The sequence below is a fragment of the Chryseosolibacter histidinae genome (genome assembly GCF_018598225.1).
GTDB classification, from domain to species: domain Bacteria; phylum Bacteroidota; class Bacteroidia; order Cytophagales; family Cyclobacteriaceae; genus Chryseosolibacter; species Chryseosolibacter histidini.
In genome coordinates this window covers 15,301-35,583 of the sequence record NZ_JAHESF010000026.1, presented here as the reverse complement: position 1 = coordinate 35,583, position 20,283 = coordinate 15,301, and the positions used below count along the sequence as shown (strand labels likewise).

Here is a 20,283-nt window from a genome sequence, read left to right as displayed (position 1 = left end):
GGTGTTAGTGTGAATGCGTAAAATTTAAAAAAAACAATACCAGTTAACCCGCGGTTAATGGGCTTTGGCTTTTTACAACCGCGCTATCCGGCCCAATCAACCTTTTCGTCTTCCAGTAGAACTTCCTCGCTGTTGATCGACCAGGGCACATGATTTTAACTTATAGGCTAATGGCCATGCGATCGGAAACAGGAAACTTTAAAGAAGACGGATACATCGAAGTTCAGGGAGCAAGCGAACACAACTTGAAGAATGTTTCGCTTAGAATTCCGCGCAATGCACTGGTGGTTTTTACCGGTGTCTCGGGCTCTGGAAAATCCTCGCTAGCCTTTGGAACCTTATATGCTGAGGCGCAAAGGCGTTATCTGGAGTCGGTATCACCTTATGCGCGCAGGCTCTTCCACCAAATGTCTGTACCCAAAGTAGAACAAATCACCGGACTTCCACCGGCTGTAGCCTTGCAGCAACAGCGCGGTTCTCCCTCTACGCGATCGTCTGTCGGTAGTGTCACTACACTGTCCAATCTTCTCCGGATGTTGTATTCACGCGCTGGCGATTATCCAAAAGGGCAATCCATTCTTTATGCTGAATCATTTTCTACCAACACGCCAGAAGGGGCATGTCCTAACTGTCATGGACTTGGCAGGGTGTACGATGTAACGGAGAAGTCGATGGTGCCTGACGACACATTATCGATCCGCGAGAAAGCCATTGCAGCATGGCCCTCGGCATGGCAGGGACAGAATCTCCGGGACATACTGACAACGATGGGCTACGATATCGACAAGCCATGGCGTGACATTCCCAAGAAAGACCGCGACTGGATCTTATTCACAGACGAACAGCCTGTGGTTCCGGTCTACGCCGGATTCAACGTTAAAGAGGTAAAGCAGGCAATAAAAAGAAAAATGGAGCCGAGCTATATGGGAACGTTCATCGGCGCGCGTAAATATGTGATGACCACCTTCGCGACCACGCAAAGTCAGCTCATGAAAAAGCGTGTTGCGCAGTTTATGACGAGCACGGAATGTCCGGTTTGCCACGGTAAACGACTGCGTAAAGAGTCTTTGCGTGTCAGGTTTGCTGGCCTTGACATCACCGAAATGTCCAGGCTGCCGATGATGCAACTTTCGGCCATCCTGAAAAAATTTGTCGCAGCGAAGGCCGGTGAAGAGGCGCAAGACCATCCGGAGAAGGTCATCGTTTCGCAGCGTATCTCGCAAGACCTGATCTCGCGATTGAACGTTGTGATCGATCTTGGGCTGGGCTACCTTACGCTGGAGCGCAGTACGCCAACACTGTCCCCAGGCGAGCTGCAGCGCCTTCGGCTTGCCACGCAGGTTCATTCTAATCTTTTTGGCGTTGTCTATATCCTTGATGAGCCCAGCGCGGGTCTTCACCCGGCCGACACAGAGGCGCTCCTTCGTGCACTTGACGGCCTGAAAGCATCGGGCAACTCCATCTTCGTTGTGGAGCATGAGATTGATGTGATCAGGCATGCAGACTGGATTGTCGAGGTCGGCCCCAAGGCGGGACAGGAGGGAGGGAAGATCTTATACAGCGGTGCTCCCGCAGGCCTCAAGGAAGTAGAAGCTTCACAAACCCGTCTTTTTGTTTTTGATAACAAAGCACATTACACCGACAATTTCAGAACACCATCTGCCTGGCTCAGGCTCAAAGGCGTGACGCGGAATAATCTGCAGAATCTTGACGTGGCGTTTCCATTGGGTGTGTTTACAAGCGTTACCGGAATTTCAGGCTCGGGAAAATCGAGTTTGGTAAGCCAGGTACTCGTAGAGCTGGTTGCTGCACAACTCGGATTGCAAGCGGTTCCGCTCTCTCATCCTGCCGAAGACAATCCCCTCGAAGAAAATATTGTCGAGACCCTGGGCGGAGAGATAGTTGGCGGTATGGAAAACATCAGGCGTATGGTGGTGGTCGATCAGAAACCAATTGGCAGAACGCCACGGTCAAACCTTGCGACCTACACCGCACTATTCGATCATGTCCGCAAGCTATTCGCCACCACCAAAATGGCGCGTGAAAGAAAATATGACGCGGGGCGATTTTCCTTCAACGTTGCCAAAGGACGCTGCGAGAATTGTGAGGGCGAAGGTTTTGTCATGGTCGAGTTGCTGTTCCTTCCCAGCGTATACGCGCCCTGTCCGGTATGTCATGGTGCGCGGTATAATTCCAAAACGCTCGAGGTAAAATATAAAGGGATGAATATTGCGGAGGTCTTGTCAATGACCGTGGATGAAGCATACGCGTTCTTTAACGAAGAAGAACATATTCACAGCGCACTGGGTGTTGTTCAGGAAGTAGGGCTGGGTTATTTACGTCTTGGACAGCCTGCAACTGAACTGTCGGGCGGTGAAGCACAGCGCATCAAGCTGGCGACCGAGCTTCAGCGCGGGCAGCGCGGCCACACGCTGTACGTGCTCGATGAACCCACCACGGGTCTTCATCCGAGTGATGTTCGGAAACTACTTATGCAATTGAACGGCCTTGTTGATGCTGGTAATACCGTGATCGTGGTAGAACATGACATGCATGTGGTAGCGTCCAGTGACTGGGTGATAGACGTTGGCCCCGGTGCCGGTGATGAAGGCGGTCAGATCGTTTTCCAGGGCACTCCTGCGCAGATGGCGAAGTCAAAGAAAGGATATACGGGCCAATATCTGGCGAGAGAAAGATAAAGGGACAGCAAAGTCCCTTTATTTTTTGCCCATAAGCACTCGTACCTCGTTATCATACTTCCTGACAATGGAGATACATTTGCCATCATGCATCTGGCAACCTCATCCGGTAGATCGCATAAGGGGTAGTCCTTTTATTTTCTCCTTCGTTATAATCCGGTTGTTTATTGATCTGCGAGCAACTGATGTACAGGTAACCATCGCCGGTGATTGCGTAACTGTCCGGCCAGATCAACCTTTCGTCTTCCACCAGATCTTCCTGCCTGCGTTCAGGCGTTATTTTTACCATTTTGTAGCTCCGATAGTCTCCGAGATAGAGGTTCCCATCTTTGTCAAAGATCATCCCATCCGTCACCGAGAATTTGCCCAGATCTTCTACCGCAGCCTTTCGTTCATCTTCTTCCAATGCTTCATCGCGCAAAAATTCAGTTTTGATCCGGTAGAGTTTGTTATCGGTAAGCGGTTCGTAATACAGCCATTCTCCGTCCCGGGTTAAGGCAATGCCATCGGATTGAAGGTGTACAGGTTCTCCGTTCTTTTGAAATTCTTTCCCATCGACTATCAGTCTAAAGGCCGGGTCGTGTTTCACCGAATAATGATTGCGCAGCAGTTCCCTGGCGGTTCCCGTTTCAAGATCAACCACAACAATTCCACCCTCATTGGAGTTGGTCAAATAAGCAACCTTTCTTTGTGTATCGACACGTACATCGTTGATATAACTTTTATTGCTGAGTACGCCATCGAACCTGTACACTTGTTCTATGCTATTGTTGGCAAGGTTGAACTTCACCAGCTTAAAACTGTTGTCATAGACTTCTTCCATGTTAGGGCAGGCCGGATCAACCACCCACAAATAGTTGTCATCATCCACATATACGGCCTGCACACAAACCCATTTGTTTTTTCCGTCATCGCCGTGCTTCCAGCTGTTCCACTTTTCATCCGGGTAAGGCGTGCATGCATCAGGCCCGACAATTTCAACAACGCCCCATTTGTGCGGACCGGGCCATAAGGGGTAGCAGGTAAAGACACGTCCTTCTTTTGATACGGCCACACCGGTCAGCTGATAAGTGTCGTCTGAGAACACGTGCTCTAATTCAACATGATTTATAGTTGCAACCGGTTCCGATTGAAAATTGCTTGTATTCATGATCGGTTAATTTAAATGTTTAAAATCGCGCAACACTAGGCCTGCCTTTTCTTCATAGAAGTATTTTCATCGTGTATTCCTTACTGAGGAGCTTTTATGACATGCAACGGCATCGGCGAAAAAGGGCAAAGAGATATCAACCCAAAAAGATTTTCAGGTGCCTTTTGAGTTGATACAACCTATGCTAGCTGTTCGCGAGCATTTTCTTACCCCTGCTTTTCCGCGTGATCAGCAGGATCCCGGCCGTGATAACCAACGTTGTAACTGCCATCCTTCCGAGAAAGGCAGGCCGGTTATGTTTCCATTCAGCCCTCCAGCCCCGTTCGATCCATGGATTAGGGAAAATGCCATGTTTCAGGTCGTTAAGCTTTCCTTGAATGACATCTACCCGATCCGCCAGTATGAGTGTCATCCAGTGCGTGGCCGTGGCTTCACTGAACTTATACGCATATCTGCGAATGGCGCCGCTCAGACCTGCGGGCGGCGTAGACGTTCCAAATACACGCGTAATATTAGGGCGCTCTATAGAACGCAAGACTTCGATGTTCTGACGCTGCTGCGGCGCCTTTACATAATTGAGACGCTCATGGTCCGCACCAGTCGAATGTTTCATCGGATAGGTGGGATCGTTGTCAGGATCTGCATCCATGCCCCAGCCCGGAATGTCCTGGACCCGATCGTTCATATTTCGATTTGCAATTTTCCGATCAACCGGGGGTTCAATAATATCTTCTAAAACGTTTTTCATAATTAAAAATTTAAGCTGCGAATGCGCGTGGTGGAATTAACAATGGTTTGATGATGTTGTCGAGCTTTTTGGAGAACATCCGGTAGGCATCTGACACTTCTTCGAGCGGAATGCGGTGTGAGATGATACCTTTTGGATTCAGCCTTCCGCTCATCACGTGGTCTATGAGCTTAGGCAGGAGGCGCTTGACGGAAGCCTGGTTGGCCCGCACGGTAATACCTTTGTTCATGATGCTTCCGATAGGAGCAAGGTTCCAGGGTGGACCATACACGCCGATGATGGATAAGATGCCACCTTTCTTAAGCGAGTTAACGGCCCAGTGCAGCGCGGTGCCACTGCCGGCCTGCAGCAGCATTCGACCTGTAATGTCTTGCAATCCATGGCCTACAGCCTCACATCCAACGGCATCGATACACACATCTGCGCCATACCAATCGGTGAGTTTTTTCACAAACACCACCGGATCATTCATTTCTTTAAAATTATAAGCCTCGCAGTAAGAATATTTTTTTGCAAACTCGAGACGATAATCAATGTGATCGATGATGATGACGCGTCCGGCACCAAAGAACCATGCGCACCGTGCTGCCATGATACCAATGGGACCTGCACCGAAGACTACCACCGTATCACCCTTTTGGATGCCAGCCTGTTCAGCTGCCTGATAACCCGTGGGCACCACGTCAGTCAATAGAACAGCATCTTCGATGTCCATGCCTTCGGGAATTTTTATCGGACTTACATCTGCATACGGTACGCGCACGTATTCGGCCTGACCTCCATCATAACCACCGCCGGTGTGTGCGTAGCCGAAAAAGCCGCCCACAGCTGTAGCTTCCGAATTCGCTTCATGACAATTTCCATAGAGCTCCTGCTTGCAAAAAGGGCAAGTACCGCAGGCAATGTTAAAAGGCACCAGCACATGGTCGCCAACTTCCAGGTTCTGTACACCTGATCCAATTTCTTCTACTATACCAGTAAATTCATGACCAAAGGTCATACCGACACGGGTATCCGGCACCAACCCATGGTATAGGTGCAGGTCTGAGCCGCAAACCAGTGACCGGGTGACGCGGACGATGGCATCATACGGATGCTCGATCTCCGGCATTGGCCTGTTGCGGTCGGGCCGGATTTGATACGGTCCGCGAAAATTCATTGCTAACATAGGCGTGTTTTTAAGTGTAACATTAAGGGCTTCCACGATTCGGGGCACGAATGAAAAATGTATGCCTGATTTTAAAAACACGCAGGCCTCATTGTACAAAAAACTTCAGCGTGCCGGCTTTATCCCGCTGTTTATGATTGTAAAGTGGTTGAGATCTGATGGCACAATTTCATGCCGGGCTTGGTTTGAGCTGCATAACTTTCAGGCGTAGCGGTCACGCAACAGCAAGTACCTCGAATTTTGAGGAGGGGCTGTAGCGGAACTCTGCCCAAACAATTGACCACAATATCATTTTGTTTTACAGCAGTATTATGCTCGCTGACATGATCTATGCAGATGCTGCGTCTGTAATTTTCTCACGGCACCCTGATCTGGCATCCCGCTCGTTATAAAAGATATATAGCTTGTCAGGAACGATCCTGAACGCTCCGAAATAAAAAAAGCCGCCCATTGTTGTGGGCAGCTTTTTTATCAATTGGAATTTTGTTCTTACTTATCCCACCAGGTTCTGGTGACAAGGTTGTCGGTACCCTGTATTGCAATAGCCGCATCATAATTTTTCTTATTCAACGACTTTTCAGGTGTTGGGTATCCTTGCCTTCTCGGTATTGATGAGATCGATCCATCTGCTGCCGGCGTAAGCACGGGGAAGCCGGTGCGTCTCCAATCAGCCCATGCCTCATAGCCGTTGAGGTACTGATGTACCCATTTTTGCATGATGATCTTTTGCAGGCCTTCTGCTGCGGAGTAAGTAACTGTTGCATTTGCAATGTAAGCGCTATATCCACTGGCCGTGTATACACCATTCTGCTCGAAAGATGCCTTAATAGCATTATAATAGTGAATTTCCGCTTGTGCGTCTCCGCCAGCAATATAACCTGCTTTGGTACCCTCCGCCAAAACGAAGAGTGTCTGAGCGTAGGTAAAGAGCGCAGCGGGTGAACCTGCACCGCGGAAGTCGTCGCCGATCCTGCTATAGGCGTTCGGAATGTTACGCGCGGCAGAAGAGCCGTAAGACAGGCCTTTTACCACGCCACCGCCGAGTACTTCGCCATAGAGGGGCAACCTGGGGTCTGACAAGGGTTGCATATAGGAGGTCATTGTCGTGCTGATGGCATAGTCGTTCCGGTTGCTTACCGAATAATTGGTATACCAGGGATTATAATTGTTAGGGTCACCTCCGATGTATTCATAGAAGATATTGTCGCTGTTGCTGCTCAGGATTCCGGCAGTGATAGCGGCATTGAATTCTGTCTTTCCCTTCTCATAATCGTTCTTGATCAGGCGCAATGCGGCATATAGCCTTACCGTGTTGGCAAACAACTTCCAGCTTTTGACATCGCCGCCTAACAGAATGTCGCCGACAGGGCCAGCCTTGGACTCGTCCAGCTGCGCAACGGCCTCGGTTAGCTCTTTAAAGATATCGTAGTAGATATCTTTTTGCAGATCGTAAGCCGGATAGAAATTCTTCGCTCCTGTGAGTGCCTGAAAATAGGGGATATCGCCATAGCGGTCGGTCAACCACCAGAAATAGTATGCTTTCAGGATCCTGGCTACCGCAATCTGGTTTGCCTTGGCGCCATTGACAACTTCATCTGCATTTGGATTATTCGCATTGTTATAGTCAATGATTGTCTGAAGGTTTGCCAGGGGGCCGTGGTACGTGGTGGCCCAGTCAAAATTCACAGTAGAATAGAGGGAAGCTCCGGGATACGGACCTTCCGACAGGTATTGTACGTAAAAATTGGATGTGTTATTGCCGAACATGGTTCCAGGCAAGCTTTGCAGTGCATTGGTGAGCAACGCCTTGGTGCTGGCGCTCGACACTTTTGTCGGGTCAACATTGAGATCTCCGAAGTCGCTGGGATCGCAGGCAACTGCTAAAAGCAGCACTGCGCCAACCAATAGTTTATTGAAATATTTTTTCATGATAATTTTTCATTAAATAAGATTCACTTGATCAATGCTTATAAGGTCAGCTTCAGGTTGAAACCAGTGGTGCGTGAAGACGAAAGCTGGCCGCCTTCGTACCAATAGTTTTCAATTTCTGAAGGATCAATGCCCCACTTCTTGGCCGGTGCCGCGATCAGCCAGGCATTGTTCACCATCACGCCAAAGTTTGCTTTTGATATGCCGAGCCTGGAAGTGATGGCGCTTGGAATGGTGTACCCCAAACGGATCTCCCGCAATTTGATATAGTCGGCATCCATAATAAAGTTGCGGCTATCCCGTTGCAGGTTTGTATAAAAATATCTCCTGGCGGGAACATACACTGTCAACGGAGTTTCAGCTGCGCCAATGACACCATCCATTCTCACACCACCTCCTGCTGCCGGATAGGTCCGTATATCATTGCCTAAATCGTTCACGCCGGTCGTGTATTTGGAAAGCCCTGCACCCACGTTATAAAGTTTGGTCAAAGAATAGAACATGCCTCCTTGCTGGAAATCAAGCGAGAATGAGAAGTCGAAGTTCTTGTAGCTTATTGTGTTGTACATGCCACCGGTGAGGGTAGGCTGGATGTTTCCGATCTTGTTTCCTGTTGTATAGGCAACGGTTCCATTACTGGATGAGAACACGGTCTGTCCGGCGGCGTTGGTCTGCCAGTTTCTGCCGTAGATATTTCCCCACTTTTCTCCTGCCTGTGCTTCAACACGAATGTCGGTACCGCTGGTAGCATACGTGTAGGTGCTCAATCCGTCGGCGAGCTCTTTTACGAACGAAGTATTGTGAGCCAGGTTCAGGGTGATATCCCAGTTGAATCCGCCCCTATTGACGGGTGTGGCGGAGACACTTGCTTCCCAACCTTTTCTTTGGATGTTACCTGCGTTGATCTGTGCATTAGAATATCCCGAGGTGGTAGATACGTCGAGGCTGAGGATCTGGTTGATGTTGTTGTCTTCATAATAGGCAAAATCAAGACCTACAAGACCGAACAATTTCATTTCAGTTCCAACTTCCCACGACTTGCTCAACGCGGGCTTCACTTCGCCCGTGCGATATTGGTTGCCGATCTCTACGGATGGCTGGCCATTGTACAGGTTTCCATTGGTAAGGGCCGTGTAAACCTGGTTATAGCCAAGATCCGATCCTACCTGTGCATACGATGCCCTTACTTTTCCGAATGACAATACACTCGAAGATGAAACATCGAGTAATTCAGAGAACACAAAGCTGGTGGAGATCGAAGGATACAAGTATGAGTTATTGTCAACCGGCAGGGTCGATGACCAGTCATTCCTGAGGGTACCATCCAGGAATATAAAATCTTTGTAGCCAAGGGATACTTTTCCGTAGACACTTCTCACTTCCTTCTCGCTCACTACCCGGGCCGTTGTAGGGCGTGCTATAGAAGCGGCGATGTCGAAATAATTGGGTGAAGAAAGGCCACCTTCCGTGCTGTTGAACAAATATTGAGACGAGTTCTTACGAAGGTTCGTTCCCACAAATCCGTGCAAGGAGATGGCATTGAACGTCTTCTTGAAATTCAGGTTAGCTTCATAGTTCGTCTCGTTGTCGTACATCTGATAGATCGAGTAGTCGTCAAGTTGCAGGCCGCCGGTTGCAATGCGCAGGTCGCCCACCGCATTGTAAGCGTTGATCCTGGCAAAACCTGTCAGGTTGAAGACTTCGCTCAGCTTATAGTTAAGACCGATATTGCCTGACAGCCGGGTTCTTTTTTCTGTCATGTAGTTTTCGTTCTGCACAAAATAAGGACTATCCCAATATTGGGGCTTCTGGATCTCCTTAAGGTCTCCGGAGCCGTTCGGGTCGCCAATATTCCATGACATGAGGTCGCCCTCAGGTGTTCTGTAATTTTTGAGGCGCGAGATATCGAGCTGACGCTGGAACCACTGGTTGAAGTTTTGAGTAACGTTCAAACCATCGTTCCTGTAAGTTTCCACGGGCCGGCCTTTTGTATAGCTGCTGGTGTACATCACGTCAGTAGACACCGTCAGCTTACCGATATCGTGAGAGCCGGTAAGACCGATCTGGTTCTGGTCACGATAAGCGTTGGGAAGCGTGAGTGTTCTGTGCTGATTGGCATACGTGATGCGGTATTCGGTGTTGCTGCTGCCACCACTTACCGAAACGGAGTTGTTGAAGTTCACACCTGTTCTGAAGAAATTTTTCACGTTATCCGGCCTGGCCACAAGCGGTTCGGTGGTGCCAAATTCGGATCCACTGTACCACGAATAATACGGCCTGTATTGCTGACCATTTATTTTTGGCCCCCAGCTCTCGTCTGCGCCGTATTCCAGCATGCGCTGCCCTTCAAAAGCAGCCCATGCATCGGGATGGATCGTGGGGTCGTAGCGGAAAATGTAGAAGCCCTCATCGTCGAGGTAGCCGGCACCAAGCGCGTTCTTGTTGGCGTATGACGACGAATAACCGCCGGCATACTCATTCTGATATTCCGGCATGATATACAGTTTCTCGAACGACACGCCAAGGTTCATCTCAACCTTGGGTGTATTGTTCCTGGTTCCGCGCTTCATGGTGATCACCACCACGCCGTTGGCAGCCCTGTTGCCATAGAGGGCGGTAGCTGAGGCACCTTTCAGTACGGTGATACTTTCAACGTTGTCCATGATGATGTTGCCCGGATCAGAAGGTGTACCGTCAACGATGTATAGCGGACCACTGGGTGTGTTGCCAAACGTGGTACCGCCTGCGCCCGTTGCGCTTGCCGGTGTATTCGAGCTGGCTACCGTTGGAGCGAGCGTGTTAACACCCCGGATGATGATGTTGGCGTTGTCAAAGCTCGAGCTGGGTGATCCGGTCAGCTGCACACCCGCCACCTTGCCCGCCAACGCGGAGTTGATATCGGTTGACTTGGCAAAGGTAAGCTTATCGCCCTTTACCTCCTGCACCGCATAACCGATGGCTTTCTTTTCACGCTTTTCACCGAGGGCCGTTACGATGACTTCGGTGAGTTGCGTGACGTCTTGTTCCATGTCAATGTTGATGGCCGTTCTGGAACCGATCTCTACTTCTTGCGTGGCAAGACCGATAAACGAGAACACGAGGATCGTACCAGAGTTTGGTACTGAAACTGAATAGCCACCGTCGGCATCGGTGGTTGTACCAACGGTGGTACCTTTTACGATCACGTTAATACCAGGCAGTGGTGAGCCGTCCTCTTTGGACGTCACCTTACCGCTGATTGTTCTGTCCTGTGCCCACAAATCGCTACCAGCGAATGAGAGCACCGCTGTTAAGCATAGCAGTACAATTCTCCTCATAGAGTTTAGGTTAGGTTTAGGTTATTAAAAATTTAGGTAACCGAAACTAAGAAGATTTTCTGAAGGTAATACCCCGTTTTGGAGGATGAGGTAGGGGCCGGGTTGGCGCAAACGAAATCACTGAACACTGCAACGATTGCTATGACTGAAAAAAAATTACGATGATCTTCTAATCTCGGCAAGTTCATCGTTGATCGCAGAAGCCTTCAACGTTCGTCCTGCTTCTTCGCTCCAAAATTTCGGATCAATAAACAGTTTGGGTAGCCAGTTCTAGGTTGCGGACCGCGTCCGCCGTAGCTCGCCTTACCAAAGCGCTATTTTGAAAATGTACTGGTGACCTCTCGCCGGCGCTCCCAGACGGAGCGGCTTCGTAAGTGTTGTTGCTATGGCGAGCGAAGGCGGAGAGACAGGGATTACCTTCGGTGATCCCTCGAAGGGGAGGCTTAGATCCAATATCAGCGCGGCACTGTCGTGCCTTTTTATTTTTTATTCCTGGGCTTTTGCTCGAGCAAAGCTCGGCTTAGCGTGCCCAACCCGTTGGATGACGAAGGGAACGCCCATCGAAGGACTTCAGGTTTACTGTGTATCGATCCCTATACAAAGCTGCTGTAAAGACTGTTGTCTGCAATTGCAATCGGTATTACAATGTTAGTTTAGTGACCGATATCCAACAGGCGTGAGACCTGTAATTTTTTTAAATGCTCTGGTAAAGTGTGCGGGATATTTGAACCCCAATTCGTATGCGATCTCATTGACGGTTTTCTTACTATCTAACAGTTTTTGTTTAGCAAGAGCCGTCACTTTTAATTGGATATATTCTAAAGCTGTTTTGCCTGTTTCTTTTTTGATTAGATCACCAAAATAGTTTGTAGACAGATTGAGTTGCTCCGCACAATAGGTGACGCTGGGCAAGCCTACGGTTTGCGGCTTATCGGATAGAAAGAATTCGTTCAATAACTTTTCAAACTGACTAAGGATGTCACTATTCGCTTCGTTTCGGGATATGAACTGGCGCTCATAAAATCGCACGCAGTAGTTCAGGAATAATTCAATATTAGCAGCAATCAACATTTTGGTATGCTTGTCAACACCACGTTCGAGTTCGTATCGGATTTTTTCGAAACAGTCCAATACAATCTTCCACTCTTTTTCAGACAAGTGCAGCGCTTCATTCGATTGATAAGAGAAGAACGAATAATCATCAATATGCTTCCCCAGCGGCGTGCCACGCAACAGGTCTGGATGGAACAACAACGCGTAGCCTTGAGGCTTGTAATCTTTGTTTATATCAACATGAATGACTTGGCCTGGAGCAACAAAAACTAAAGTCCTATCTTGATAATCATAGGTATGGCGTCCATACTTCATATCGCCGCACATTACTTCCTTTAAATACACGGCATAAAAACCGAAATTCATTTTAGACGCATAGATGTCCGGCACTCTACCGTCAAAATTCATAATGCTTATAAGCGGGTGTAGATTTTCTTTATGATAAAAAGCATCATGTTCACTAACCGTATCGATTCTTAAGATTTCTTCCATTTTAGTCGCTTATAAAATCATTCAAATTTAGCCTATTAGCCACTTCCTTGTAAGCCGATCCGTGAAGATCAGTGGAAATGGTAGCATTATCTGTGGATTGTATATGACCCACTTGTAAGCCAAATGTGACCTTTGTCAAGTCGATTTCCTCATGGGTGACCATTAGGTTCCGACAGTTCCAAATAACAAAATTTAAGACGAATTGATTTATGAGACTTATGGAAAACAAAGTAGCTCTCGTTACGGGGGCAGCGCAGGGTATCGGATTTGCGGCAGCAAAGGCATTTGCTGAAGCGGGTGCATCGGTTGCATTGGCCGATTGGGACAAAGAACTTGTAAACAAAGCAGCAGGTCAACTTAAAGCAGATGGGCATAAAGTGCTTGCCATTGCTTGCGATGTGTCAAATGATTCACAGGTGCAGGAAATGGTCAGTAAAACCGTGGAAGCCTTTGGGAAACTGGATGCAGCCTTCAATAATGCAGGTATTCAAAACGTCCTTGCTGATGCAGCTGACCAGACTGCAGAAGACTTCGACAGAGTGATGGGTGTGAACTTGCGTGGCGTATGGAGCTGTATGAAGTTTGAACTCCCAGCAGATGCGCAAGCAGGGCAATGGTGCGATTGTAAACTGTTCTTCGATCGGAGGAATTCTGGGCGGCCCGCAAAGAGGAACATACCATGGAGCGAAGCACGGCGTCATCGGACTTTCGAAAAGTGCAGCGCTCGAATATGCAGCGCAAGGAATTCGCATCAACTCCATTTGTCCTGGCATCATTCATACGCCGATGGTTGACAAAATGATGGCGGGAGGTCAGCAAGAGATACTTGATATGATGATTGCAGCGGTACCGGCTAAGCGTTTGGGGCAACCTAAGGAAATAGCCGATGCAGTGCTTTGGCTTTGCAGTGATATGGCAAGCCTCGTAGTGGGACACACTTTGGTAGTGGACGGAGGTTATAGTATTCAGTAAAAGCAAACGTTGTACGGTATGGGAAATCAAAAAAACATTAATCAATATCCAAGACGGAAGTTCTTGCAGAACTCTGCCTTGCTGGGGTCCGCAGTAATGTTCTCTGGTCCGATTGAATTATTAGCTAATCAACACTTAAACATAATGGCTTCAAACATAAAAGCTAAAGGGTACGCTGGCAAACACGAGAATGGCAACCTAACACTTTGGAATTTCGAGCGCAGGCCTGTTGGTGACAACGATGTACTGATTGAAATAAAATACTCAGGCATCTGTCATTCTGATATTCACACGATTAAAGGTCATTGGGGTAAGCAACCGTATCCGCAGGTGCCAGGGCATGAAATAGCGGGAATCGTGACGGCAGTTGGAAAGAATGTAACCAAATTCAAAATAGGCGACAAAGCTGGAGTTGGTTGCATGGTCAATAGCTGCCTTGAATGTGAAAGCTGTAAGAAAGGCGCGGAGCATCATTGCCAAACAACGGGATTCACCGGGACATATGGTAGCCCCGAAAAAACGTCTCCATCTGGTATATCTCAAGGAGGATACTCAAACAATATCGTTGTACGTGATCACTTTGCGATCAGAATTCCGGACAATATGGATTTAAAACATGCTGCGCCATTATTATGTGCAGGAATCACTACCTATTCGCCAATGATGCAATACAAGATCAAGCGCGGTGACAACGTTGGTGTCGTAGGTATTGGAGGATTAGGGCATATGGCAGTTAAGCTTGCTAAATCGAAAGGTGCTGAAGTGTATGCTTTCACCACATCTGCTTCGAAAGTTAATGACATCAAGAGTTTCGGCGCAAAAGAGGTGATTGTGGTTGATAGTGCAGATAAACTGAAGCCATGGAAAGGCAAGCTTGATTACATGATCTCAACCGTTCCTTACGCATACGAAATGTCAGGTTACATAGACTGTGTTAAACCCTACGGAAATTTCACACAAGTGGGCATGCCAGTTAATGGCGCGTTGTCGATCAACAACTTCAATATGATCTTTAATCGCGTTAACTTCAACGGATCGCTTATAGGAGGAATTCCTGAAACACAGGAAATAATGGATTATTGCGCAAAGAACAACATCCACCCGCAAATACAAATTATTAAAGCCGAAGAGATCAACGATGCTTGGAACAAAGTTGTGAATAAGGAAGCTCGTTATCGGTATGTCATAGATGCAAGTACATTCTAACGATCAAACGTTCTATGACAAATCAAAGTACATCGTTGAAGTCTTTGTTGGAAAAAGTAGCCCTTGCCGATGATCTTCATATATCGCCATTTCGAGAGGATGGAATTACGTATGGAACTCCAACCTGGATATGGTCAGTCGTTGTGAACAATGAACTTTACGTTCGCCCTTATCACGGTCAGAAGTCAAAATGGTATCAGGCAGCGTTGAGCCAAAGGGCAGGAAGGATTACGGTTGCAGGAAAAGCTTTCGAGGTTTCCTTTGCTCCAGTTAGCGGAGAAGTGAACAAAGCTGTTGATAACGCATACCGGAAAAAATATGTTGGCAGTCCTTACTTGAATTCAATGGTTAGTGAGAAAGCACGATCCGCTACAGTCAGAATTGATACACGTTGATAATGCTGATAAGATCATTAGGTACCTCACCGAATTACTCGCCAACAACTTGAGTTTTGATGAACAATTTGGTGTGTCTCTAAAAGCAAAAGCCTGAAATTCATACGAATTGCAGGGCTTTGATTTTGCTTGATATTGAAATCGCGGAGCGGGCGGGATTACCTTCGGTGATCCCTGAAAGGGGAGGCTTCAAACAATCACAAACGCGGTCGCTCCGCTCCCTTTATTTTTGTTTTCTCCGTAATTGCTCAAGCAAGCTCGGCAACTACTCCAAAAACAAAAATGTCCAGCCTTTTGGGCTGGACGCGTTTGTGATTGTTTGGCGGAGAGGGCGGGATTCGAACCCGGCCCTAAACGCTTTGATTTTCAATATTTTGCATGCGGTGTAAAACTGCGCTCACCAGTTAGCTCACCACGTTTTTGTAACTGCAATACAGGAATTCAATTTAACTCAAAGCATATTAAAACTCAAAATCACCGTGCTGAAAAGTGCGCGTTACCCATGGCTTAGAGTTTGATATCTATTAATATATTCGAACACCCACCGGCGGCAACTTAGCATGATTTATGTTTGGCATAAAAAGATTTGTAGGCAAGTCTTCACCTGTTGCTAATAAAAGTGTACAAACAACGTCACCATGTCTTGGATTCTCTAAAACACTATTTACAACATTATTTAGCTTATTCGACGTTTGATTGCGGTGAGGAGTTTCTTTGCAAAAGAACTTGAGATTCTCTCGGTATATATCATTAGGCGGAATAACAATTGGTTTCTTTGCAATCGTCTCATGGATAAACACAAGTTTTTCATCACCCAAATCAAACTGCAAAAAGATTTTGTAGACCGCTAGAACCCTTGTACCTCTATTCTCAATCAGTAGTGGCCTTTCCAAAGTATGTGTAGCGACTCGGTTATTAACGTCGGTTGAAAAATGGAATCCATGAAAATTAATTGAAACATCTGCTTTCCGCTCAACAAGGATCGTATTTCTCTCGATATACATTCTATCCAAGTCACCCTTTGTCGGTGAAACTTTCGCAGAACCGCTTCTAATGAAAATTGCGTTTTCTTGCGCCCTCCCTTTGTTGTCATTAACATACTTAACAATGACATGGGGTTTATCTAATGAAGGGTGCAGATAAATAAAGCAAAGATTTTTGCCATTTACGTTTACATGGTCAACATCAAACCTAAATGGCTTGTCCACATTCGCATCGATAATGTCTTTTATGGAGGCGGAATCTTTATAGCCAGAATCCTCGATTTTTGTATCAAATAATTCTTTGCTTTCAGCAACACCAAACACAATAAATGCATTCTCGCCCCCATAGGAATTAATAATTGCGGTAGCATCTCTGAGAAATTCATTCTTACCATGGCTTTCGCGAAGGTTATACCACTCCCTTTTCAGTTCAAACTTATTGGTCTCAAGTCTCCCAAAAGAGAGGTACTGGAGTACTTTAGCCCTTACCTCGTCCCTGATTTCATCATTCATAGCAATTCATTTGATTCACAATTAATCTGCCAAGCCCATTGCGATATTTATTCAACTTAGGCCTTAAGAGGATACTTAATTTCATAATTTATTATAAATCCCCTGTGATGACCTACATTCTTTAAAGGTACACCATTTGCCAAATCCCAATCGCTCAGACTCCTTATTAGGTCCAATTCTGATTCCATCAACTTCAATTCTCTATTCTCGTTGGCGTCAGAAATTAACGTCAGATGGTAGAACAAGAAGACTTTCTCTTGTTGTGTTACATACGCCTTAATAAGGTCAAGGTATTTTTTTTCGGCTTCTGGCTTTAATCTACTGTTCTTCACAAATTTGTAAATTGCTAACAAACTTTTTAAGTATTGTGAGAATGCTACCCCCACTGCGGCAAACAACTCATTGTATTTACCCATGTATTGCGGCATAACAGTAACATTAAGTTGAGGCAATGGCTCAACAAGTTCCTGAAATCTCATAAAAAAATATATAAAAGCTTCTGCCCCAGAAAAAGTCCAATCTTTTGTTGGAGTTATCTTTGTATTTCTTACTGTTTCTAAATGGATGTTTAAGAGCGTGAAGAAAGCTGCTTCTCGTCTTTGACGTTGAATTGCTGACAGTTCTCGCGAAAAGTTCTTCGCCTGTTCAATCGAATCTTGATGTTGCACGTATATAGTGTAAACAAGCCCACAAAACGCGAGACCTGAGAATAGTGAATTAAAAACCCCAAAGCTATCACCAATTTGCCCAGGTATTTCGTATCCATCGTAGAGTCGGTGCAGTACGTATGTTCCAAGTCCCCAGAGTAGGGAAATCATTAGACATAAGAAGACCAATTTTAACCACCAGGGAAATAGCTTTTTACCATTTTGTTTTTTCTCCATAAACTGAGAAAGATTACTATGTTCTGGGATTGTTTTATAGTCGATTTCCGTGAATGGAGATCCTTATTGCTTCGTCACTTCTCGGTAAGATTTATCATTGAAACTTCCAATCTAAAGTTATCTATTAAGAACCAACTACCGTCCCGTTCCCATCTACCAATATTCGTTGCATCTCGGTTCATGTAAATCCATCTAAAGTTTAGCTCCTTTAACACAGAAACGTTGGCCTTGCTAAACGTAACCGATGTTTTGACTTCAGTAACGGCTGGAGCCTGGTCATCTATTGATAACAATTCGTAAGAAATAACGCTTAGTGTCTCAAACGCTTCCCGTAGTTCTCCGGCTATTTTTTTATTTGTCAAACCCAGATTTTCGTATCGAACAATCATTTCCGACATTTTTCCAAAATTCTTTTTTGTCCAATAAAACAGAAATTGCATCGTAGCCCGCTCTGGTGTATTCGCTTCGTATTCATCTATTGTACCGGTCTTCGGCAACTCAACTCCCAACACAATCTTCCTGGGGATCCATTTATCGAGCAATTTATTGGACTGCTCAATTTTTCGTAGATCTTCGATTGATTCTTCGATAGTCCTTTCGGCTTTCTCTTTTGGTTTTTGCTTTCTCCTGGCAACAATCCAGTCTCTAACGGCAAAAAGCAAGGCCCAGGTTTTTGCAGCAACCGCTATGTTATCATAGGCCAGTTCCTTGCCGTGTAGTATACCGTTTCGATATGGAATCGCTATCAAATCCGCATTTGTCTTTTTTCTGCTACCACTTAGCAACTTGGACAACTTTCCAAGTCCATTTTCATGGCCCGAAATTGAATCCCAGGCTGATATATCTACATTCTCAGCAAATAGCCCGAAATCTTTAGTAACATCGTTGACAGTTCCATCGATCATCATTAACAAAACGGGAACGCAAGCATGAAATCTTTCTCCTATATAGTCATCCAGCGCCAGATCAATAAGACGCATTCGCGGCTCAAACTCTTTCACGCCTCTTATGTAATTTATTCGGAATTTTAATTTTTCCGGATGATAGTATTCTACTAACACTGATTCTCCGTCATCAATTCTTCCAACTCTTGCCAGTTCAATAGCAGATTCTATGACTTTAGATTCCATACTTTCATAGGCAATCCATCCTCGTTCACTGTAATAATTATTGAACTCTTCAGGAGTATTCGCAATCTGTTCGAGTTGTTTTTGGAATTCGGGCACTTTATTCAATACGTTTAATAGATCAGGAAATTTTTCGCCCGTGGGATCTAATAGCTGTATGGCCTTCCTGAATTCCTCTGCCTGCTGCATTTCCGTCCTCAGCCGCTGATAAGATGGGTTTTCTGATATCTTTTTTGACATACTTAAAATCGATTTAACGGTAACAACACTTTCTAACTGCCAGCCAACGCATTATTTTAAAAATTTCATTTGATAAGTAAATCTAATAATATTAGATTTTATATCTTTATACACATCTAAGTTTATTAGTCACTAAATCAGCCAGAATCGCAGGCACGGTAAAGCATATTGAAGAGGTCGATAATAACGTCAACCCCTCAGAATACGGGAAATATTGTCTGAGCACCGCTCGGAATTGATCATGCGGATACTCAATGACCTTCCAACGTACCTTCAATTTAAGTTTTATACGAAGGCGGACAAAGAGATGCAGCGAATTTTGAGGGACAAACTTTTCCCCCTTTCGAACTTGAAATCATGGCAAGAGCCGTGTTGCCATTGCCGGGCAGCGACACTTGCTTGTAAGCCGATAAACTAGCTTTCCTTATTCCTCGCTTTTCAAATAACTCATAGCTAAAGTATAACCTGTTAGTTCACTGGGTGTGACGACTTCGGCAGCATCCGGCAGGTTTTCAATAAGGCTCACTCTTAAGGTATTGTACACCTGTTCATCTACTATGGCAAATGCACATTCATTAATTAGCACTGATCCCAGATCAATAACCAATCCCTTTTTTATTTCCGGCATGCCACAAAGATAACACCTCGAAGGCTTGGCTATTACGAATAAAAGCGGTGGTCCACATAATCGTCCCCTTGGGATTGATCACATTAGGAAGATCGTCGGTTAAGCGGATACAACGTAACCAAACTCGTTCATGGCCTCATCGTTGTGTCCCGATTTATAAATCGGGACACATTTTATCCAATATTTTGTTCCTGATATTTCACTACCATTGACATTAGCATTGATCCATACCTGCAGCATTGCGATATTTGAATGGTATGCCCATGTACCGGAAGCATCAGTTCTTGTTTTATAGGTCACACCCTGCAGTTCGTTTGTGAAGTCTTCCGTAAGCGAATTGATCTTTCCGCGCAGTGCAAACCTATCAAGATCATGCGACGAGGGATCGAAAAAGAATCGGAAAATCCGCTTGTTCAACGGCAAAGAGCCTATGATATTGTTAAGATCTTCACTCTTAACAATATCTGCGTCCAGCAGTATAGCGTTCAGTTCTGCGAGCGTGTCAATATCTTCTCGTCTCAGATAGTTAAGAGCCAGGATGATGTTATAAAGCTTTTCCAAAGAATTTGCCGCCACTGGCACATTTCCCCTGATCCCATTAATGGCAAGAATAGTTTCCTCGCTACTCATTAAATCGGCGTCGATAAGCAAGGCATTCAGCTTAGCCAAGGTATTCAAATCGGTTGGCTTAAGTCCACCGCCTGAACTCTCAAGCTTCTGGTAGATGCCGAATAGCAATTCTTCGATGGCACTGTTAAAGGGCGGCTGCGGTATCATAC

Annotated in this window: 15 protein-coding genes and 1 pseudogene; 5 read left to right on the top strand and 11 right to left on the bottom strand. The window is 46.0% G+C overall.

Annotated elements, in window-relative coordinates; genetic code table 11:
- The first annotated feature begins 170 nt into the window (after positions 1-170).
- Positions 171-2,699 carry an excinuclease ABC subunit UvrA gene (uvrA, locus tag KK083_RS21570; protein WP_254167494.1) on the top strand — a complete coding sequence of 843 codons (2,529 nt, stop codon included), beginning with the start codon at positions 171-173 and terminating at the stop codon, positions 2,697-2,699.
- An 85-nt stretch (positions 2,700-2,784) separates the two neighbouring features.
- Here uvrA and KK083_RS21565 read toward each other — a convergent pair whose 3' ends face one another.
- From KK083_RS21565 to KK083_RS21540, 6 genes are all read right to left on the bottom strand, one after another.
- Positions 2,785-3,849: an L-dopachrome tautomerase-related protein gene (locus tag KK083_RS21565; RefSeq protein WP_254167492.1), complete on the bottom strand. Its 1,065-nt coding sequence runs from the start codon at positions 3,847-3,849 to the stop codon at positions 2,785-2,787.
- A gap of 184 nt (positions 3,850-4,033) precedes the next feature.
- The gene (locus KK083_RS21560) at positions 4,034-4,534 is read right to left on the bottom strand and encodes a hypothetical protein (RefSeq protein ID WP_254167490.1); all 501 of its coding nucleotides are present in this window, start codon (positions 4,532-4,534) and stop codon (positions 4,034-4,036) included.
- A 73-nt stretch (positions 4,535-4,607) separates the two neighbouring features.
- Positions 4,608-5,765 (bottom strand): zinc-dependent alcohol dehydrogenase, encoded by a 1,158-nt coding sequence (locus KK083_RS21555; protein ID WP_254167488.1) that lies wholly within the window; start codon positions 5,763-5,765, stop codon positions 4,608-4,610.
- Between the two features lie 489 nt (positions 5,766-6,254).
- The gene (locus KK083_RS21550) at positions 6,255-7,694 is read right to left on the bottom strand and encodes a SusD/RagB family nutrient-binding outer membrane lipoprotein (protein WP_254167486.1); all 1,440 of its coding nucleotides are present in this window, start codon (positions 7,692-7,694) and stop codon (positions 6,255-6,257) included.
- 38 nt (positions 7,695-7,732) lie between these two features.
- A complete protein-coding gene (locus tag KK083_RS21545) occupies positions 7,733-11,011 on the bottom strand; it encodes a SusC/RagA family TonB-linked outer membrane protein (RefSeq protein WP_254167484.1) in 3,279 nt (1,092 codons plus the stop codon).
- Positions 11,012-11,659: 648 nt separating this feature from the next.
- Positions 11,660-12,556, bottom strand: coding sequence for a helix-turn-helix domain-containing protein (locus KK083_RS21540; RefSeq protein WP_254167483.1), 897 nt, complete (start codon positions 12,554-12,556; stop codon positions 11,660-11,662).
- Positions 12,557-12,765: 209 nt separating this feature from the next.
- On the opposite strand from KK083_RS21540, the pseudogene KK083_RS21535 reads away from it, so the two are divergent.
- From KK083_RS21535 to KK083_RS21525, 4 genes and pseudogenes are all read left to right on the top strand, one after another.
- Positions 12,766-13,152, top strand: a pseudogene (locus tag KK083_RS21535) (SDR family NAD(P)-dependent oxidoreductase); the annotation flags it as partial.
- 1 nt (position 13,153) lies between these two features.
- Positions 13,154-13,528 (top strand): SDR family NAD(P)-dependent oxidoreductase, encoded by a 375-nt coding sequence (locus KK083_RS32785; protein WP_369074975.1) that lies wholly within the window; start codon positions 13,154-13,156, stop codon positions 13,526-13,528.
- 18 nt (positions 13,529-13,546) lie between these two features.
- On the top strand, positions 13,547-14,734 hold the full coding sequence (locus KK083_RS21530; RefSeq protein WP_254167481.1) for an NAD(P)-dependent alcohol dehydrogenase: 1,188 nt from the start codon (positions 13,547-13,549) through the stop codon (positions 14,732-14,734).
- 14 nt (positions 14,735-14,748) lie between these two features.
- A complete protein-coding gene (locus KK083_RS21525; protein ID WP_254167480.1) occupies positions 14,749-15,129 on the top strand; it encodes a DUF2255 family protein in 381 nt (126 codons plus the stop codon).
- Between the two features lie 524 nt (positions 15,130-15,653).
- On the opposite strand, the gene KK083_RS21520 is transcribed toward KK083_RS21525, so the two are convergent.
- From KK083_RS21520 to KK083_RS21500, 5 genes are all read right to left on the bottom strand, one after another.
- Complete coding sequence (locus KK083_RS21520; protein WP_254167479.1) at positions 15,654-16,625, bottom strand: AlbA family DNA-binding domain-containing protein; 972 nt, start codon at positions 16,623-16,625, stop codon at positions 15,654-15,656.
- A 56-nt stretch (positions 16,626-16,681) separates the two neighbouring features.
- Entirely contained in the window at positions 16,682-17,509 is an 828-nt protein-coding gene (locus tag KK083_RS21515) for a putative phage abortive infection protein (protein ID WP_254167478.1), read from the bottom strand.
- A gap of 74 nt (positions 17,510-17,583) precedes the next feature.
- Positions 17,584-18,876: a hypothetical protein gene (locus tag KK083_RS21510; RefSeq protein WP_254167477.1), complete on the bottom strand. Its 1,293-nt coding sequence runs from the start codon at positions 18,874-18,876 to the stop codon at positions 17,584-17,586.
- A 424-nt stretch (positions 18,877-19,300) separates the two neighbouring features.
- A complete protein-coding gene (locus KK083_RS21505) occupies positions 19,301-19,504 on the bottom strand; it encodes a hypothetical protein (protein ID WP_254167475.1) in 204 nt (67 codons plus the stop codon).
- 99 nt (positions 19,505-19,603) lie between these two features.
- Positions 19,604-20,281, bottom strand: coding sequence for a hypothetical protein (locus KK083_RS21500; protein WP_254167473.1), 678 nt, complete (start codon positions 20,279-20,281; stop codon positions 19,604-19,606).
- Positions 20,282-20,283: the final 2 nt, after the last annotated feature.

What these genes read in the sequence shown, in the direction of transcription:
- uvrA (WP_254167494.1), top strand. Translation starts at nt 171, where the DNA reads ATGGCCATGCGATCGGAAACAGGAAACTTTAAAGAAGACGGATACATC.
- KK083_RS21565 (WP_254167492.1), bottom strand. Translation starts at nt 3,849, where the DNA reads ATGAATACAAGCAATTTTCAATCGGAACCGGTTGCAACTATAAATCAT.
- KK083_RS21560 (WP_254167490.1), bottom strand. Translation starts at nt 4,534, where the DNA reads ATGAACGATCGGGTCCAGGACATTCCGGGCTGGGGCATGGATGCAGAT.
- KK083_RS21555 (WP_254167488.1), bottom strand. Translation starts at nt 5,765, where the DNA reads ATGTTAGCAATGAATTTTCGCGGACCGTATCAAATCCGGCCCGACCGC.
- KK083_RS21550 (WP_254167486.1), bottom strand. Translation starts at nt 7,694, where the DNA reads ATGAAAAAATATTTCAATAAACTATTGGTTGGCGCAGTGCTGCTTTTA.
- KK083_RS21545 (WP_254167484.1), bottom strand. Translation starts at nt 11,011, where the DNA reads ATGAGGAGAATTGTACTGCTATGCTTAACAGCGGTGCTCTCATTCGCT.
- KK083_RS21540 (WP_254167483.1), bottom strand. Translation starts at nt 12,556, where the DNA reads ATGGAAGAAATCTTAAGAATCGATACGGTTAGTGAACATGATGCTTTT.
- KK083_RS32785 (WP_369074975.1), top strand. Translation starts at nt 13,154, where the DNA reads ATGCGCAAGCAGGGCAATGGTGCGATTGTAAACTGTTCTTCGATCGGA.
- KK083_RS21530 (WP_254167481.1), top strand. Translation starts at nt 13,547, where the DNA reads ATGGGAAATCAAAAAAACATTAATCAATATCCAAGACGGAAGTTCTTG.
- KK083_RS21525 (WP_254167480.1), top strand. Translation starts at nt 14,749, where the DNA reads ATGACAAATCAAAGTACATCGTTGAAGTCTTTGTTGGAAAAAGTAGCC.
- KK083_RS21520 (WP_254167479.1), bottom strand. Translation starts at nt 16,625, where the DNA reads ATGAATGATGAAATCAGGGACGAGGTAAGGGCTAAAGTACTCCAGTAC.
- KK083_RS21515 (WP_254167478.1), bottom strand. Translation starts at nt 17,509, where the DNA reads ATGGAGAAAAAACAAAATGGTAAAAAGCTATTTCCCTGGTGGTTAAAA.
- KK083_RS21510 (WP_254167477.1), bottom strand. Translation starts at nt 18,876, where the DNA reads ATGTCAAAAAAGATATCAGAAAACCCATCTTATCAGCGGCTGAGGACG.
- KK083_RS21505 (WP_254167475.1), bottom strand. Translation starts at nt 19,504, where the DNA reads ATGCCGGAAATAAAAAAGGGATTGGTTATTGATCTGGGATCAGTGCTA.
- KK083_RS21500 (WP_254167473.1), bottom strand. Translation starts at nt 20,281, where the DNA reads ATGATACCGCAGCCGCCCTTTAACAGTGCCATCGAAGAATTGCTATTC.